General features: G+C 62.4%; 15 protein-coding genes. 2 read left to right on the forward strand and 13 right to left on the reverse strand.

The window, feature by feature from the left end; translation table 11 throughout:
- Window positions 1-20: 20 nt before the first annotated feature.
- From dnaQ to BLT66_RS21770, 10 genes are all read right to left on the reverse strand, one after another.
- Window positions 21-734 (reverse strand): DNA polymerase III subunit epsilon, encoded by a 714-nt coding sequence (gene dnaQ / locus BLT66_RS21725; RefSeq protein WP_092761104.1) that lies wholly within the window; start codon window positions 732-734, stop codon window positions 21-23.
- Between the two features lie 58 nt (window positions 735-792).
- On the reverse strand, window positions 793-1,131 hold the full coding sequence (fdx, locus tag BLT66_RS21730) for an ISC system 2Fe-2S type ferredoxin (RefSeq protein ID WP_092761106.1): 339 nt from the start codon (window positions 1,129-1,131) through the stop codon (window positions 793-795).
- A 1-nt stretch (window position 1,132) separates the two neighbouring features.
- The gene (hscA, locus tag BLT66_RS21735; protein WP_092761108.1) at window positions 1,133-2,989 is read right to left on the reverse strand and encodes a Fe-S protein assembly chaperone HscA; all 1,857 of its coding nucleotides are present in this window, start codon (window positions 2,987-2,989) and stop codon (window positions 1,133-1,135) included.
- Window positions 2,990-3,021: 32 nt separating this feature from the next.
- Complete coding sequence (gene hscB / locus BLT66_RS21740; RefSeq protein ID WP_092761110.1) at window positions 3,022-3,549, reverse strand: Fe-S protein assembly co-chaperone HscB; 528 nt, start codon at window positions 3,547-3,549, stop codon at window positions 3,022-3,024.
- Window positions 3,550-3,611: 62 nt separating this feature from the next.
- Window positions 3,612-3,935 carry an iron-sulfur cluster assembly protein IscA gene (gene iscA / locus BLT66_RS21745; protein WP_092761112.1) on the reverse strand — a complete coding sequence of 108 codons (324 nt, stop codon included), beginning with the start codon at window positions 3,933-3,935 and terminating at the stop codon, window positions 3,612-3,614.
- A gap of 1 nt (window position 3,936) precedes the next feature.
- A complete protein-coding gene (gene iscU, locus BLT66_RS21750) occupies window positions 3,937-4,335 on the reverse strand; it encodes a Fe-S cluster assembly scaffold IscU (protein ID WP_092761114.1) in 399 nt (132 codons plus the stop codon).
- 23 nt (window positions 4,336-4,358) lie between these two features.
- Entirely contained in the window at window positions 4,359-5,579 is a 1,221-nt protein-coding gene (locus BLT66_RS21755) for an IscS subfamily cysteine desulfurase (RefSeq protein WP_092761117.1), read from the reverse strand.
- An 85-nt stretch (window positions 5,580-5,664) separates the two neighbouring features.
- Window positions 5,665-6,201, reverse strand: a complete 537-nt coding sequence (iscR, locus tag BLT66_RS21760) for a Fe-S cluster assembly transcriptional regulator IscR (protein WP_092761350.1) — start codon at window positions 6,199-6,201, stop codon at window positions 5,665-5,667.
- Between the two features lie 233 nt (window positions 6,202-6,434).
- Window positions 6,435-8,537, reverse strand: coding sequence for an excinuclease ABC subunit UvrB (gene uvrB, locus BLT66_RS21765; RefSeq protein ID WP_092761119.1), 2,103 nt, complete (start codon window positions 8,535-8,537; stop codon window positions 6,435-6,437).
- Window positions 8,538-8,601: 64 nt separating this feature from the next.
- On the reverse strand, window positions 8,602-9,267 hold the full coding sequence (locus BLT66_RS21770) for an ion channel (protein WP_092761352.1): 666 nt from the start codon (window positions 9,265-9,267) through the stop codon (window positions 8,602-8,604).
- A gap of 251 nt (window positions 9,268-9,518) precedes the next feature.
- Here BLT66_RS21770 and BLT66_RS21775 point away from each other — a divergent pair, with 251 nt between their 5' ends.
- Window positions 9,519-10,715 (forward strand): amino acid aminotransferase, encoded by a 1,197-nt coding sequence (locus BLT66_RS21775; RefSeq protein ID WP_092761122.1) that lies wholly within the window; start codon window positions 9,519-9,521, stop codon window positions 10,713-10,715.
- 84 nt (window positions 10,716-10,799) lie between these two features.
- Here the strand turns inward: BLT66_RS21775 and BLT66_RS21780 are convergent, their stop codons facing one another.
- Both BLT66_RS21780 and BLT66_RS21785 read right to left on the reverse strand, forming a co-directional pair.
- Window positions 10,800-11,447 carry a PEP-CTERM sorting domain-containing protein gene (locus tag BLT66_RS21780; RefSeq protein WP_092761124.1) on the reverse strand — a complete coding sequence of 216 codons (648 nt, stop codon included), beginning with the start codon at window positions 11,445-11,447 and terminating at the stop codon, window positions 10,800-10,802.
- Window positions 11,448-11,520: 73 nt separating this feature from the next.
- The gene (locus BLT66_RS21785) at window positions 11,521-13,188 is read right to left on the reverse strand and encodes an AbfB domain-containing protein (protein WP_092761126.1); all 1,668 of its coding nucleotides are present in this window, start codon (window positions 13,186-13,188) and stop codon (window positions 11,521-11,523) included.
- Between the two features lie 295 nt (window positions 13,189-13,483).
- Here BLT66_RS21785 and BLT66_RS21790 point away from each other — a divergent pair, with 295 nt between their 5' ends.
- Complete coding sequence (locus tag BLT66_RS21790; RefSeq protein WP_218922644.1) at window positions 13,484-14,665, forward strand: low temperature requirement protein A; 1,182 nt, start codon at window positions 13,484-13,486, stop codon at window positions 14,663-14,665.
- A gap of 60 nt (window positions 14,666-14,725) precedes the next feature.
- On the opposite strand, the gene BLT66_RS21795 is transcribed toward BLT66_RS21790, so the two are convergent.
- Entirely contained in the window at window positions 14,726-15,901 is a 1,176-nt protein-coding gene (locus BLT66_RS21795; protein ID WP_092761357.1) for an aminotransferase-like domain-containing protein, read from the reverse strand.
- Window positions 15,902-16,012 lie beyond the last annotated feature (111 nt).

Below are 16,012 nucleotides of genomic sequence, written 5' to 3' on the forward strand. Positions count from 1 at the left end.
GTTATCAGGTAAGCCTCAAATTATACAACATTATTTTCGTGATTTCGCCAAACCGTTTTACCGCCGCTGGATTTATCGAGTTGCTTCAATAGATCCAGATGCGCTACGGTTTCGTCCTCTCCCGCCAGTAGCACGGGCAGCACAAAACCGGACAAATCCATTTGCGGCACGGCCGCGACCGATGTGTCCTCGTCGCCCACATCGATCAGCAGCGCATCCTGGCCGCGCGTCAGGTTGATGTAGACCTTGGCCAGCAGCTCGGCATCCAGCAAAGCGCCGTGCTTGTCACGCACCGTACGGTCCACTTCCAGCCGGTCGCACAAGGCGTCCAGCGAATTGCGCTTGCCCGGATACAGCTCCTTGGCCATGGCGAGGGTGTCGACCACCCCACTGACAAAGTTCTTCAGCGGCGGCTTGCCCAGGCGCTCAAGTTCCTTGTTCAGGAAGCCGACGTCGAACGCCGCGTTGTGGATGATGATCTCGGCATCGGCGCAGAAGGCCAGAAACTCGTCGGCAATCTCTGCAAACTTGGGCTTGTCGCGCAAGAACTCGGTGGTGATGCCGTGCACCCGCAGCGCGTCTTCGTGGCTGTCGCGCTCGGGGTTGATGTACTGGTGGAAGTGGTTGCCGGTGAGCTTGCGGTGCAGCAGCTCGACGCAACCGATTTCCAGGATGCGGTCGCCACCCGTCGCCGACAGGCCGGTGGTTTCGGTATCGAGAATGATCTGGCGCATAAACTATCTTTTTAATAGCTGCTCGTGCAGGCAGTACCTGCGCTAACGGCCCATTTCATCAATGATTCTCTTTGGCGTGGTTGATGGTGTACTTGGGGATCTCCACCGTCACATTCTGCTGTGCCAGCAAGGCCTGGCAACCCAGGCGCGACTGGGGCTCCAGACCCCAGGCACGGTCCAGCAGGTCTTCTTCGTTCTCGTCCAGCTCGCCCAGCGACTGGAAGCCCTCGCGCACGATGACGTGGCAGGTGGTGCAGGCACAGCTCATGTCGCAGGCGTGCTCGATGTTGATGTGGTTGTCCAGCATGGCTTCGCAAATCGAGGTGCCGGCCGGCGCGCTAATTTCGGCACCTTGCGGGCAGTATTCGGGATGGGGGAGTATTTTGATGACGGGCATATCAGATCGTGGCTATGTTCTTACCGGACAGGGCATGTTGGATGCCCCGGTTCATGCGCGCGGCGGCAAAGGATTCGGTGCCGTCGGCCAGACGCTTGGTGGCGGCTTCGACCAGCTTGGCATCGGTGAGGGATTTGGCTTGCAGCAGCTCGGCCCGCAAGGCGTCGACCTCGGCACGCTCGGCGGCAGACAGTAGGTCGCCGTCGGCATCCAACGCGCTCTGGGTGGCCAGCAGCATACGGTCGGCATCAACGCGGGCTTCGACCAGGGCGCGGGCCTGCATGTCCTGGGCGGCGGTGCTGAAGCTGTCTTGCAACATCTGGGCGATCTGTTCGTCGCTCAGGCCGTAGGACGGCTTGACCGTGATCTGCGCTTCCACGCCACTGCCCTGCTCTTTCGCGGCCACGCTCAGCAGGCCGTCGGCATCGACAGTGAAGGTGACGCGGATGCGCGCTGCACCGGCGGCCATCGGCGGAATGCCGCGCAGCTCGAAGCGCGCCAGGCTGCGGCAGTCGGCGACCAGATCGCGCTCGCCCTGCACCACGTGCAGCGCCAGCGCCGTCTGGCCGTCTTGGTAGGTGGTGAAGTCCTGCGCCATGGCGGTGGGGATGGTCTGGTTGCGCGGCACGATGCGCTCGACCAGGCCGCCCATGGTTTCTATGCCCAGCGACAACGGAATCACGTCCAGCAGCAGCAGGTCTTCAGCGCCGCTGTTGCCAGCCAGCTGGTTGGCCTGGATGGCGGCGCCCAGCGCAACCACTTCGTCGGGGTTCAAGTTGGTCAACGGCGGACGACCAAAGAATGCGGCCACCGCCTGCTGCACCTGCGGCATGCGGGTCGAGCCGCCGACCATCACCGTGCCCTGCACTTCGTCGACGCCCAACTTGGCATCACGCAGTGCCTTGCGCACGGCGGCCATGGTGCGGGCCGTCAACGGGGCCGTGGCGGCTTCGAAGTCGGATTTCTTTACGTCAAATCGCAGGTTCCCGCTGGATAGATCTGCGCTGATAGCTACAACATCTGTAGCAGACAAGGCTTCCTTGCAAGCCCGGGCTGCGGTTTGCAGCGCCACTTTGTCGGACGCAGTGGCGGCCTGCTGGCCGGTCTGCGCAAGCACCCAGTCGGCCAAGGCGCGGTCATAGTCGTCGCCGCCCAGGGCCGCGTCACCACCGGTAGCGATGACCTCGAACACGCCCTGGCTCAGGCGCAATATCGAAATATCGAAGGTGCCACCGCCCAGGTCGTAGACCGCGTAAATGCCTTCGCTGGCGTTGTCCAGGCCGTAGGCGATGGCGGCCGCTGTCGGTTCGTTGATCAGGCGCAGCACGTTCAGGCCGGCGAGATGCGCCGCGTCCTTGGTGGCCTGGCGCTGGGCTTCGTCGAAGTAGGCGGGCACGGTGATCACCGCACCGTACACATCGTCGTTGAAGCTGTCTTCGGCCCGGAAGCGCAAGGTCGCCAAAATCTCGGCGCTCACTTCGACAGGCGATTTATCGCCGTGCACGGTCTGCAGGCCGACCATGCCGGGTTTGTCGATGAACACGTAGGGCAGTTTTTCGCGCTGGGCGATGTCGGCCAGGCCGCGGCCCATGAAGCGCTTGACCGAGGCGATGGTGTTCTCGGGATCGCTGGCCTGGGCGGCCAGGGCATCAAAGCCGATCTGGCGCTTGTCGCCCGCCAGGTAACGCACCACGCTGGGCAGGATCACGCGCCCCTGCTCATCGGGCAGGCACACGGCCTCGCCGCTGCGCACGGTGGCGACCAGCGAATGGGTGGTGCCCAGGTCGATGCCCACGGCATGGCGCCGCTGGTGCGGGTCGGGCGACTGGCCGGGTTCGGAAATTTGAAGAAGCGCCATCGGGGGTTTTCAGTAGTTCTAGGGGCTAATTGTCACAGCAGGGCGGTACCCATTGCGTCGAGGCGGTCGTCCACGTCGCGGGCAAAGCGCTCGATGAACATCAGGGCGCGCACTTGCTGCGCCGCCTGCGCGTAGTCGCGGTCCACGTCCAGCAGGCGCGCGCATTCGGCCAGGCTGTCACGCCGGGCCTGCAGCACTTCGGTATTCAGCGCCTCCAGGGCCGCCGAGCTGTCGGCATCGTCCAGGGCCTCGCGCCACTCCATTTGCTGCATCAGAAAGGCTTTGGGCATGGCCGTGTTGTTCTCGGCCTGGATGCCGGCGCCATGCAGCTCGCACAGGTAGGCAGCGCGCTTCAGCGGATCTTTCAACCTGGCCCAGGCTTCGTTGATGCGCACCGACCACTGCATGGCCACGCGCTGCGCGGCGCCGGCCTGGGCCGCAAACCGGTCCGGATGCGCCTCGCGCTGCAGCGCCTGCCAGCGCGCCTGCATGGCCGCATGGTCCTGCGCAAACTGCACGGGGATCTCAAACAGCTCGAAGTCGTTGGATTGGAGGTTCATAGGTGCCAAGAAAAAACCGCCAGCACACAGGGCGCGGGCGGTTGGTGTTCGGAGTGCTGCCGTTAGATCCGGAAGCTTTCTCCGCAGCCACATTTGTCCCGCTCGTTCGGGTTCTCGAACTTGAAGCCTTCGTTCAGGCCTTCACGCACAAAGTCGAGCTGGGTGCCGTCGATATAGGCCAGGCTCTTGGGATCGACCAGCACCTTGACGCCATGGCCTTCAAAGACGATGTCTTCCGGCGCCAGCTCGTCCACATATTCAAGCTTGTAGGCCAGACCCGAACAGCCGGTGGTCTTGACACCCAGACGCACGCCCACACCCTTGCCACGTTTGGCCAGGTAGCGGGTCACGTGCCGGGCGGCGGCCTCTGTCAACGTCACAGCCATGTTAGTGGACCTGGGCGGCTCCGTGTTTTTGCTTGTAGTCAAGCACTGCGGCCTTGATGGCGTCTTCGGCCAGGATGGAGCAGTGGATCTTGACCGGCGGCAGCGCCAGTTCTTCGGCAATCTGGCTGTTCTTCAGCGCCGCCGCTTCGTCCAGGGTCTTGCCCTTGACCCATTCGGTCACCAGCGAGCTGGAGGCAATCGCCGAGCCGCAGCCGTAGGTCTTAAAGCGCGCGTCTTCGATCACGCCGGTAACCGGGTTGACCTTGATCTGCAGCTTCATCACGTCGCCGCAAGCCGGTGCGCCGACCATGCCGGTGCCCACGCTGTCGTCGCCTTTTTCAAATGAACCCACGTTGCGCGGGTTCTCGTAGTGGTCTACCACTTTTTCGGAATAAGCCATGGTGTTTACCTCTTCAATTCAAATCAGTGCGCCGACCATTGGATGGTGCTGATGTCGATGCCATCTTGGTACATTTCCCACAAAGGGCTCAGGTCGCGCAGCTTGGCCACGTTGACCTTGATGGTATCGACCGCGTAGTCAATGTCGGCTTCGGTGGTCCAGCGACCAATCGTCATGCGCAGGCTGCTGTGGGCCAGCTCGTCGCTGCGGCCCAGGGCGCGCAGCACATAGCTGGGCTCCAGGCTGGCCGAGGTGCAAGCCGAACCACTGGAAACGGCCAGGCCCTTGATGCCCATGATCAGCGACTCGCCTTCGACGTAGTTGAAGCTCATGTTCAGGTTGTGCGGCACGCGTTGGGTTTCGTGGCCGTTGATGAAAACCTGTTCCACGTCTTTCAGGCCGGCCAGCATGCGGTCGTGCAAAGCCTGGATACGGACGTTTTCGACGGCCATTTCTTCCTTGGCGATACGGTAGGCCTCGCCCATGCCGACGATCTGGTGCGTGGGCAAGGTGCCGGAACGCATACCGCGCTCGTGGCCACCGCCGTGCATTTGCGCTTCCAGGCGGATGCGTGGCTTGCGGCGCACGAACAGCGCACCTATGCCTTTGGGGCCGTAGGTTTTGTGCGAAGTCAGGCTCATCAGATCCACCGGCATGGTGGAAATATCAAACGCGACGCGGCCGGTGGCTTGCGCTGCGTCCGAATGGAAGATCACGCCTTTTTCACGGCAGATCGCACCGATGGCGGCAATGTCCTGGATCACGCCGATTTCGTTGTTCACGTACATCACGCTGGCCAGAATCGTGTCGGGGCGGATGGCCGCCTTGAAGACTTCCAGATCGACCAGGCCGTCGGCCTGTACGTCCAGATAAGTCACTTCAAAACCTTGGCGCTCGAGTTCACGGCAGGTGTCGAGCACGGCTTTGTGCTCGGTCTTGACCGTGATGATGTGCTTGCCCTTGGTCTTGTAGAAATGCGCGGCGCCTTTGAGCGCCAGGTTGTTGGACTCGGTAGCACCCGAAGTCCAGACGATTTCACGCGGGTCGGCACCTATCAGTGCTGCAACCTGCTCGCGGGCTTTTTCAACTGCGGCTTCCGCCTCCCAGCCCCATGCATGGCTGCGGGACGCAGGGTTGCCGAAGTGCTCGCGCAACCAGGGAATCATCGCATCCACCACCCGCTCGTCGCAGGGGTTGGTGGCGCTGTAGTCCATGTAAATGGGGAAATGGGGGGTGGTGTCCATTGGCTAGCTCTCAAAAATCTCGGTGAAGGCTGGCTTTAAAAAAGCGCTATTAAGAAATTACTATTTGGCAAACACGTTGCAGTCATTACGACTTGGCAAACACGTTGCCAAGGGCGAAAACCGAATTCGGCCCGGTAATGCGCATTGGCTTCACGACCGGCATGCTGGAGATCGCACGCTTGACCATGGGCTTGCTTTCGATCTGCACGCCCTTGGCGAGCTGTTCGTCGACCAGCTTTTGCAGGCTGACGGAATCCAGAAACTCGACCATGCGGGTGTTCAGCGATGCCCACAGATCATGGGTCATGCAACGGCCGGCTTCGCCCAGGCAGTTTTCTTTGCCGCCGCACTGGGTGGCATCGATAGGTTCGTCCACCGACACGATGATGTCAGCAACAGTGATCTCGGCTGCCTTGCGGCCCAAGGTGTAACCGCCGCCAGGGCCACGGGTGGATTCGACCAGATCGTGGCGGCGCAATTTGCCGAACAACTGTTCGAGGTAAGACAGGGAAATCTGCTGGCGCTGGCTGATAGCGGCCAGCGTGACGGGGCCATTGTTTTGGCGCAAGGCCAGATCAATCATGGCGGTGACCGCAAAACGGCCTTTGGTGGTGAGTCGCATCGCAAGCTCCTTCTGGTTGGCTGTACTGGTTGTGAACATCGGGCCGAAACTGCGTTTCAACAGACCCCGGCACCCTTTTCCTCCAGCTTGCAACCGCTTTAATCACGATTGCGCGCCCTCAACTGCTGGTTTTTCTTTATTGACACAACGATTATAGCAGAGAAGCCCATCAAATCCGTCGGGTAACGATACCAATCAGTCACATTTAGAACGGTAGGTTTTTTGATAGCGCGTTACAGCACCACGTTGTCGTGGCCCGAGGCGCCGAAAGCCTGGGTTTTCAGCAGCGCCAGCTGGTCGCGGACCCGGGCGGCCTTCTCGAACTCCAGGTTCCGCGCATGCTCCAGCATGAGCTTTTCCAGGCGTTTGATTTCGCGGGCAATGTCTTTCTCGCCCATGTCCTCCACCTTGGCGCGCTGGATCGCGTCCTGTTCCAGTTTCTCGGCCTCACGGCCTGATTTCTCGCTGTACACACCATCGATCAGGTCTTTCACCTGCTTGACGATGCTGCGCGGCGTGATGCCCTGGGCCAGGTTGTGCGCAATCTGCTTGGTCCGACGTCGCTCGGTTTCGTCGATCGCCTTGCGCATCGAATCGGTGACCTTGTCGGCATAGAGGATGGCCCGGCCATTTAAGTTCCGCGCAGCCCGGCCAATTGTCTGGATCAGCGAACGCTCGGAGCGTAAAAAGCCTTCCTTGTCGGCGTCCAGGATCGCCACCAGCGACACCTCGGGCACGTCCAGCCCTTCGCGCAGCAGGTTGATACCCACCAGCACGTCGAACGCGCCCAGGCGCAGATCGCGCAGGATTTCCACCCGCTCCACCGTGTCCACATCGCTATGCAGGTAGCGCACCTTGACGCCGTTTTCGGTCAGGTAGTCGGTCAGCTGCTCGGCCATGCGCTTGGTCAGGGTGGTGATGAAAACCCGCTCGTTCTTCTCGACGCGGATACGGATCTCCTGCAGCACATCGTCGACCTGGTGGGTGGCGGGCCGCACTTCGACCTGCGGATCGACCAGGCCGGTGGGCCGCACCAGCTGCTCAACCACCTGGCCGGTGTGCTCCTTTTCCCAGTTACCCGGCGTGGCCGTGACGAACACCGCCTGGCGCATCTTGGTCTCGAATTCTTCAAACTTCAGCGGCCGGTTGTCCAGCGCGCTGGGCAGGCGAAAGCCATATTCCACCAGGGTGGTCTTGCGCGCCCTGTCGCCGTTGTACATGCCGCCGAACTGGCCGATCAGGATGTGGCTTTCATCCAGGAACATCACCGCATCCTTGGGCAGGTAGTCGGTCAGCGTAGACGGCGGCTCGCCCGGCAAGGCCGCGCTCAGATGCCGGGTGTAGTTCTCGATGCCCTTGCAGTGGCCGATCTCGGTCAGCATTTCCAAATCAAACCGGGTGCGCTGCTCGAGCCGCTGGGCCTCCACCAGCTTGCCCATGCCGACCAGCTCCTTCAGCCGGTCCGACAGCTCCATCTTGATGGTCTCCACCGCCGCCAGCACCTTGTCGCGCGGCGTCACGTAATGGCTGCTGGGATACACAGTGAAGCGCGGAATCTTCTGCCGGATACGACCGGTCAGCGGGTCGAACAGCTGCAGGGTTTCGACCTCGTCGTCGAACAGCTCGATGCGGATCGCCAGCTCGGAATGCTCGGCCGGGAACACATCAATCGTGTCGCCGCGCACGCGGAACTTGCCGCGGCTGAATTCCACGTCGTTGCGCTGGTACTGCATGCGGATCAGCTGGGCGATCACGTCACGCTGGCCCATCTTGTCGCCGGTGCGCAGCGTCATCACCATCCGGTGGTAGCTCTCGGGCTCGCCGATACCGTAGATGGCCGACACCGTGGCCACGATCACCACGTCGCGCCGCTCCATCACACTCTTGGTACAGCTCAGGCGCATCTGCTCGATGTGCTCGTTGATGGCCGAGTCTTTCTCGATGAACAGGTCGCGCTGCGGCACATAGGCCTCGGGCTGGTAGTAGTCGTAGTAGCTGACGAAGTACTCGACCGCGTTGTTCGGGAAGAACTCGCGGAACTCGCTGTACAACTGGGCGGCGAGGGTCTTGTTCGGCGCGAACACGATGGCCGGCCGGCCCAGGCGGGCGATCACATTGGCCATGGTGTAGGTCTTGCCCGAACCGGTCACGCCCAGCAGGGTCTGGAACACCTCGCCATCGTTTACGCCCTCGACCAGTTGGCGGATCGCCTCGGGCTGGTCGCCGGCCGGCGGGTACGGCATGAACAGCTCGAACGGAGAATCGGGGAAGTGGATGAATTCGCCGGCCGGCTGCTCGGGAGAGGTGGACGGATACAGGGACACGGTTTCAGTCATGGGGCGCAGACTCCAAATCGACGGGATAGCGGCAGAAAACCCGATACTGTATAGGAATACAGGTTTACTTGTGCGACAGCAGGGTCAAACCAATCAGACGCGACACCACCGCCGCCAGGTAAATCACCCCGGTGAACATCTCCAGGCTGGCCAGCGCGCGCGCATGCGGGGTGATGGGGATCACATCGCCAATGCCGGTGCTAGACAGCAGCGCAAAGCTCAGGAACATCAGCTCGGTCCAGCTGCGCGGGTCGCTGGCGTTCACCGCGGCCGCAAAGCAGCCGGGCTGCAGGGCCTGGGTCAGCACAAACAGATAGGTAAACGCCCAGGCCAGCAAGGTGAAGGTGGCACCGGCGGCAAACAGTTCGTCGGTGGTCGCGCGGTGGTCCTCCAGCATGTAGGCGATCAGGCAAAAGGCGGCGTAAAAATAGAACACCGCCTCCAACGCCGCCGACCAGGGCAGCAGCTCTGGCATGCCGAACAAGGCCTGCAGCGCCAGCAGCACGATCGCCGGCAAGCCGATACAGATGCTGACCCAGAGCAGGCCCGGCGTGCGCCGCACCATGCGGGTGGTGATGCCCAGCACCACAATGCCAAAGGCACCAAAACCGATACGCCCGGCCTCGGTGTTTTCAATAAATGGATAGAGCACCATGCCCAGCAGCTGCACCATGAGCAGGATCGCGGACGGGTGGCGGCGGGTGGTGATGTAGAGACGCAAATAACGCATGGCGCGATTGTCCGGCAAGCCAGCCACCACATAGCTGGGCCGCCCCCAAAATACATGCCGAATCGGCAGTTCACGCATATTCTGCTTGCGCAAGCAGCTATCAAAAAAATAGTATTTCGCCTGCACCCAACATGGTTTCATGCATTTCCAGCAGCCGGGCTGCCTGCTGCGGCGGCTAAAATTCCAGGTTGCCCGGGTGCGCTTTGCTGCGCCGGGCGCCCTCTTCCAGACCAACTCCATAGGACTTTTCCATGTCATTGTTCACCGCCGTCGAAATGGCACCGCGCGACCCGATCCTGGGCCTGAACGAGCAATTCAACGCCGACACCAACCCCAATAAAGTGAACCTGGGCGTGGGCGTGTACTTCGACGACAACGGAAAGCTGCCCCTGCTGGCCTGCGTGCAAGCCGTGGAAAAGCAAATGACCGACGCCCCCAAGCCCCGCGGCTACCTGCCGATCGACGGCGTGGCGGCCTATGACTCGGCCGTCAAAGGCCTGGTCTTCGGTGCCGATTCCGAACCCGTCACATCCGGCCGCGCGGTCACCGTGCAAGGCATTGGCGGCACCGGCGGCCTGAAGATTGGCGCCGACTTCCTGAAGAAGCTGAACCCCAGCGCCAAGGTGCTGATCAGCGACCCCAGCTGGGAAAACCACCGCGCGCTGTTCCAGAACGCCGGCTTCGAAGTCGACAGCTATGCCTACTACGACGCGGCCAAGCGCGGCGTCAACTTCGAAGGCATGCTGGCCTCGCTGAACGCCGCCGCTGCCGGCACCATCGTGGTGCTGCACGCCTGCTGCCATAACCCCACCGGCTACGACATCACCGCCGCCGAATGGGACCAAGTGGTCGCCGTGGTCAAGGCCCGCAACCTGACCCCCTTCCTCGATATGGCCTACCAAGGCTTCGGCTACGGCATTAAAGAAGACGGCGCCGTGATCGGCAAGTTCGTCGCCGCCGGCCTGAGCTTTTTGGTGTCTACCTCGTTCAGCAAGAGCTTCAGCCTGTACGGCGAACGCGTGGGCGCACTGAGCGTGCTGTGCACCGACAAGGAAGAAGCCGGCCGCGTGCTGAGCCAGCTGAAGATCTGCATCCGCACCAACTACAGCAACCCGCAAATCCACGGCGCCACCGTCGTGGCCACGGTGCTGAACACCCCCGAGCTGCGTGCCCAGTGGGAAAGCGAACTGGCCGAAATGCGCGTGCGCATCAAGGCCATGCGCCAAAAGCTGGTCGACGGCCTGAAGGCTGCTGGCGTCCAGCAAGACATGTCCTTCATCACCAGCCAGATCGGCATGTTCAGCTACTCCGGCCTGAGCAAGGACCAGATGGTGCGCCTGCGCAACGAGTTCGGCGTCTACGGCACCGACACCGGCCGCATGTGCGTGGCCGCGCTGAACAGCAAGAACATCGACTACGTCTGCGCGTCCATCGCCAAGGTGGTTTAAACACCCCATCCCCGGCGTGAGGCCGGGGTTTGCTATTCAATCAATAGCTGCTAGCGCATACAACATATGCGCTAGCAGCTTTTTTTATGCCCGATCTTCCTGCTGGGCCTTGCGCCGGGCCGTCCAGCCCAGCATGCCCAGGCCGACCAGGGTCAGGGCCAGGGTGCCGGGTTCGGGCACGGCTTTGACTTCGAAGTCGGCGCCAGCAACGAACAGGCCGGTAATGGTGAACGACTTGATGATGGCGCCAGACTCCTGGAAGCCCAGAAACTGCCCCGAGTTCAGGCTGCCGTCGGTCAAAAAGCTGAACTGCAGCGCATCCAGCAGCACATTGTTCGCGTCATAGGCGGCGATGGCCGCTGTACTGTCGCTCGGTGCCCAATTGAAGAAGCCGCCAAAGCCCGACACCGCCGTGTCGAAGGTGAAGGTCATGGTGGTGGTCGTGTCGTCATTGGTGGCCACCATGGTCTTGTCGGAATTCCAGTCGCCGTTGCCGTCAAAGCCGTAGCCATCGGTATTGCCGAACATGGAATTGGCGCCCGTGCTGGTCCAGGTGATGCCGGGCACCAGCTGCAACGGGCCGTTGCCGCGGTAGATGTTGTTGATAGGCATCGTCAGCTGTGTGCCTCCCACCAAAGAAGTCACCGGCACGGCCGATGCCGTCACCGGCAAGCCCAAGGCGCCGGCTACCAGGCAGGCTGCGCCCACGCAACGGGAAATTGTGTTTTTCATAGTCTCAACCCAGGAAATAAAAAAAGTCCGGTGCCCGCCCGCAGACGGGCACCGGTGGGAGAAAAGCCTGCGCCTACTGGGTTTCCAGCGTGAAGGACGCGTCTATCTTTTGCTGGCTATTGCCGGTGCTGGGCAGGCCCAGCAACTGGTAGGCCATGTGGCGCAGGTACAGCGTGGTGTTGCCGTACCACTGCAGCGACACCATGTTGGCATCGCCGTTCAAAGCCGGCACCTTGCGGAAGGTGGCGTCGCTCTTGAAGGTGCTGCTGTCCACATACGGGTCGACCCAGGTCAGGTTCTTCTTGTCGGCGCTGGCGATCCAGCCCAGGCCGTAGCCGCGGTTCGCCTGGGTCAGGCTGCCGCCAGTCGGCCAGCGGGTCGGGTTGGCGCTGTCGATGCGCAAATAGCGGCCGGCAAAACCGGTGGCCTCGAACGACACCAGATTCGGGTCGGTCGGGTCGGCCAGGCCGGGCACGGCCTTCCATTTGAAGTCGGCCGGCAGCTGGCCGTTGGCGGTGTCATTCAGCTGGGTGATCATGCCGTGGAACCACGCGTGGGCCACGTAAAACGGCGTGCCGCCTTCGGAATATGTGGTCTTGATGCGGGTGCTGACGGGGGTCACGGTCACGCCGTAGTGCGCCTTCAGCGCATCCAGCTGGGCCTGGGTGACGCGCACGGTGTTCGCATGGCGTACGCCTTCGGGCAGCTTGAAGTCCACGCCATTGGTCAGCTTGGTCCAGGTCGCCGGGTCGGAGTCCAGGTTGGTGGTGGTCCAGCAGCCAAACACGCCGCCATTGCCGTAGTAGTCGGCGTACATGTACCAACGCTCCTGGCCCGGCACCTTGATGACCAGTGGGCCTTCGGTGCCCTGCATCACGCTCTGGTTGGCGCCGCGCGTCAGGTAGTTGGGCGAGATGCGGGTGAACGAGCCCGCCAGCAGGCCGGCGCCGGAAGACTTGGCGACCTGGATGTCCTTGCCGCTGCCGGTTTCGTCCTTGTAGAACAGATAGTTGCGGTTATTGAACGGTACGACGGTAGCGTCGATCTCGTCGTAACCGGGGTCGAACAACACCTCGGGCACCGGGTTCACCAGGGTGTTGAAGTCCTTGGTGTAGCTCACATAGGTGCGGCCGCGGTCGGCATTGCCCGACCAGACGATGGCGTACTTGCGGCGGTCCGGGTCGTAATAGGATTCGGGTGCCCAGGCGTGCGGCTTGGTGTTGCTGCCCAGCGCAGTGGCCATGGTCAGGAAGCGCGGGTTGGTAAAGGTGATCAGGTCGGTCGAGTCGGCCACGAAGATGCGCGAACTCGGCCGGTTCCAGTAGTTGGAGTCGTTGACCGCCAGGGTCCAGTCGGTGGCGATGTAGACGAACTTGCCGTCGTTCTTGCGCAGAATGTAAGGGTCGCGGATATGGCCGGAGCCGGCGATGCCCTGGATGGTGGTGGGCGCCTGGTACACCGGTTTGCCATCATTCAGACCGGTCCAGTTCAGGCCGTCGGTGCTGAAAGCCAGGTGGAGGGAATCGTTCGGCAGGTCTTGGTTGGGACCAAAGTAGCTCATCACCCAGGCCACGGAGTTGTCGGGGCTGGTGTCGGGAGGAATGTCGCCGGAGCCGGCGGTTGCCGTCAGCTCGGTCGAGGTAGCGGTCAGCGCGTCGGAGCCGCCGCCGCAGCCGCCCAGCAGCAAGGCCGAGGCGAAAAATACCGTGCTGGCCTGCGCCAGCTTTTTGAAGAATGCCATGGTGTTAGGTGCTTTCTTGTTTGCTATCGATGTACGTCCTTTGTTGAAAATGGGTTTAGGGCTGGGTGAATTCCCGCCCGCTCAAAACGACCGCCAGAGTTGCTCCAGGGTTTGCCATGTTGTCTGTCTCCTTTTGTTTTTTGTCGCGTGCCAGCCTGTATGCAAATGGCCGGCCGCTGCGGCATCCTAGGGAAACTTGCCATATATATCCAATATAGATTGGCAGATATTCAATGCCAAAATCAGCATTGGTGGATACCCTTTGCCCACCATTCCCCACCGACAAGGAGCCTGCATGCACACCGTTTTCGCCCCCCGCCGCAGCCTGCTGCGCAACCGTGGCCAGCACGACAGCGGCAAGGTCGAGATGGTCGAACTGTTCTTCGACCTGGTGTTCGTGTTTGCGATCACCCAGCTGTCCCACACCCTGCTGGCCGACCTGGGCCCGGCAAATGCGCTCCGCGTTGGCCTGATGCTGGTGGCGGTGTGGTGGGTGTGGATCTTTACCTCCTGGGTGACCAACTGGCTTGACCCGAACCGCCCCTCGGTACGCGCCTGTCTGCTGGTGTTGATGCTGGCCGGGCTGGTGCTGTCGGCCTCGGTGCCGCAGGCCTTTGGCGACAAGGGTTGGGCATTTGCCCTGGCCTATGCCGGCATGCAGGTCGGCCGCACCCTGTTCATGCTGTGGGCGCTGCGCGGCCAGCCTTTGGATAGCGTGCGCAACTTTCAGCGCATTCTGGTGTGGCTGGTTTCGTCCGGTGCGCTCTGGCTGATCGGTGGCGGGGCCGAGGGGCCTGCGCGCCTGGCCTGGTGGGGCTTGGCGCTGGCCATCGAGCTGCTGGGGCCGGCGCTGTTCTTCTGGGTGCCGGGCCTGGGCCGGTCGCGCATCCAGGACTGGAATGTGGACGGCAACCACATGGCCGAGCGCTGCGCGCTGTTCGTCATCATCGCGCTGGGCGAGTCGCTGCTGGTCAGCGGCGCCACCTTTGCCGGCCAGCCCTGGAACAGCGCCACGGCGCTGCCGTTTCTGGTTTCGTTCGTAGGTACGGTGGCGATGTGGTGGCTGTACTTTGCGGTCGGTGCCGAACATGCGCACCACCGCATCGTCCATGCCGAGGACCCGGGCCGCCAGGCGCGCATCGCCTACACCTATCTGCACGTGCTGATCGTGGCCGGTGTGATCGTCTGCGCCGTCGCCGACGAACTGGTGCTCGCGCACCCCGACCATGCCGACACCGCCGGCATCGCCGCCATCCTGGGCGGGCCAGCGCTTTATTTGCTGGGTACAGCGCTGTTCAAGTGGGTCACCAACACCCGCCGCCTGCCGCCGCTGTCGCACCTGGTCGGCCTGGGTCTGCTGGCGGTGTTGGTGGTACCCGCCCTGCAGCACACGCTGAGCGCGCTGGGGCTGGCAGCGGGCGGCGCAGCCGTGCTGTGGCTGGTGGCAGTGTGGGAATCTATCGCACTGAAAAAATAAGGTGAAACAAGCCTCCAGCGCTTATTTCACCTGCGCTAGCAGCTACATAAATAGTAGCAATTAAAGCGCCTGGCCGAGCCGGGCGATGCCTTCTTCGATCTTCTCCACACCCACGGTGGCAAAGCTCAGGCGCAGGGTGGACTTGTCGGCATCGTGCGCGAAGAACGGTGCGCCGGGCACAAAGGCCACCAGCTTCTCGATCGCGCGCTTGGCGAACGCGCTGGCGTCGCGGCCTTCGGTCAGCTTGGCCCAGAAGAACATGCCGCCCTGCGGCGCATTGAAGGTGATGGCGCCACCCAGCTCGCGCTGCAGCGACTCGGCCATCACGCGGGCGCGCTCGGCGTAGACCTTGCGCACCACGGCCAATGTGCCGTCTAGGCGGTTCAGCGTCAGGTAATGGGCGGCCGTGGCCTGGGTCAGGTTGCTGGTGTGGGCGTCGCTGAACTGCTTGCACATGGTGGCGTTGGCCAGCAGCGCGGGTGGGGCAATCATCCAGCCCACGCGCAGGCCGGGGCTCAAAATCTTGCTCATCGAGCCGCAGTGGGCCAGCCAGTCGCGGCTGCCGGGCACATCGGCGCTCAGGGCCAGGATGCTGGGCGGTGGCGGCTGGTCGAAATACAGCTCGCCATACGGGTCGTCTTCGACCACCAGGGTGCGGGTGCGCACGGCGATGTCCAGGATGCGCTTGCGCCGCTCCAGGCTCAGGGTGGCGCCGCTGGGGTTGCCGAAGGTGGGGATCAAATAGACCAGCTTGGGCTTGTGCTCGTCGATCAGCTTTTCCAGCGCGTCCACGTCCACGCCATTGGCGTCGATGGGGGCGCTGATCACCTGCGCGCCGTACAGGCGAAAGCACTGGATGGTAGCCAGGAAGGTCGGGCCTTCGACGATCACCTTGTCGCCGGGGTTGATCATGGTCTTGCCGATCAGGTCCAAAGCCTGCTGGCTGCCGGTGGTGACTATCAGGCCGTCGGGTGCCACGCTCACGCCCTTGTTGCCCATGAACTTGCTGAGCTGTTCGCGCAGCGGGTTAAAGCCCTCGGTAGCGCCGTATTGCAGCACCGGGCCGGGGTTGTTGGCCAGCACGGCAGCGGTGGATGCGGCGATGCCTTCCACGTCGAACAGCGCCGGGTCGGGGAAGCCGCCGGCAAAGCTGATGATGCCGGGCGTACCCAGCAATTTGAAGAGTTCGCGGATGGCCGAGGTTTCGACGTTCTGGAGGCGGTCGGCAAATGGCAAGGACGGCAGGGACATGGTGGTTTCTCGCTTTCTGGCCCCCATTGTCGCCAATGTCGTGCGCAGGATTCCTGCGGCCAACAGCAAATTTTATGGTTGCACCCGACCTGGGTT

This window comes from Rhodoferax sp. OV413 (assembly GCF_900104385.1).
Taxonomy (GTDB): domain Bacteria; phylum Pseudomonadota; class Gammaproteobacteria; order Burkholderiales; family Burkholderiaceae_C; genus Rhodoferax_B.

Excerpts from the sequence above, each read along its gene's own strand:
- BLT66_RS21785 (WP_092761126.1), bottom strand. The coding sequence starts at position 13,188 with ATGGCATTCTTCAAAAAGCTGGCGCAGGCCAGCACGGTATTTTTCGCC.
- hscB (WP_092761110.1), bottom strand. The coding sequence starts at position 3,549 with ATGAACCTCCAATCCAACGACTTCGAGCTGTTTGAGATCCCCGTGCAG.
- iscA (WP_092761112.1), bottom strand. The coding sequence starts at position 3,935 with ATGGCTGTGACGTTGACAGAGGCCGCCGCCCGGCACGTGACCCGCTAC.
- fdx (WP_092761106.1), bottom strand. The coding sequence starts at position 1,131 with ATGCCCGTCATCAAAATACTCCCCCATCCCGAATACTGCCCGCAAGGT.
- BLT66_RS21775 (WP_092761122.1), top strand. The coding sequence starts at position 9,519 with ATGTCATTGTTCACCGCCGTCGAAATGGCACCGCGCGACCCGATCCTG.
- iscR (WP_092761350.1), bottom strand. The coding sequence starts at position 6,201 with ATGCGACTCACCACCAAAGGCCGTTTTGCGGTCACCGCCATGATTGAT.
- uvrB (WP_092761119.1), bottom strand. The coding sequence starts at position 8,537 with ATGACTGAAACCGTGTCCCTGTATCCGTCCACCTCTCCCGAGCAGCCG.
- BLT66_RS21755 (WP_092761117.1), bottom strand. The coding sequence starts at position 5,579 with ATGGACACCACCCCCCATTTCCCCATTTACATGGACTACAGCGCCACC.
- iscU (WP_092761114.1), bottom strand. The coding sequence starts at position 4,335 with ATGGCTTATTCCGAAAAAGTGGTAGACCACTACGAGAACCCGCGCAAC.
- BLT66_RS21790 (WP_218922644.1), top strand. The coding sequence starts at position 13,484 with ATGCACACCGTTTTCGCCCCCCGCCGCAGCCTGCTGCGCAACCGTGGC.
- hscA (WP_092761108.1), bottom strand. The coding sequence starts at position 2,989 with ATGGCGCTTCTTCAAATTTCCGAACCCGGCCAGTCGCCCGACCCGCAC.
- dnaQ (WP_092761104.1), bottom strand. The coding sequence starts at position 734 with ATGCGCCAGATCATTCTCGATACCGAAACCACCGGCCTGTCGGCGACG.
- BLT66_RS21770 (WP_092761352.1), bottom strand. The coding sequence starts at position 9,267 with ATGCGTTATTTGCGTCTCTACATCACCACCCGCCGCCACCCGTCCGCG.
- BLT66_RS21780 (WP_092761124.1), bottom strand. The coding sequence starts at position 11,447 with ATGAAAAACACAATTTCCCGTTGCGTGGGCGCAGCCTGCCTGGTAGCC.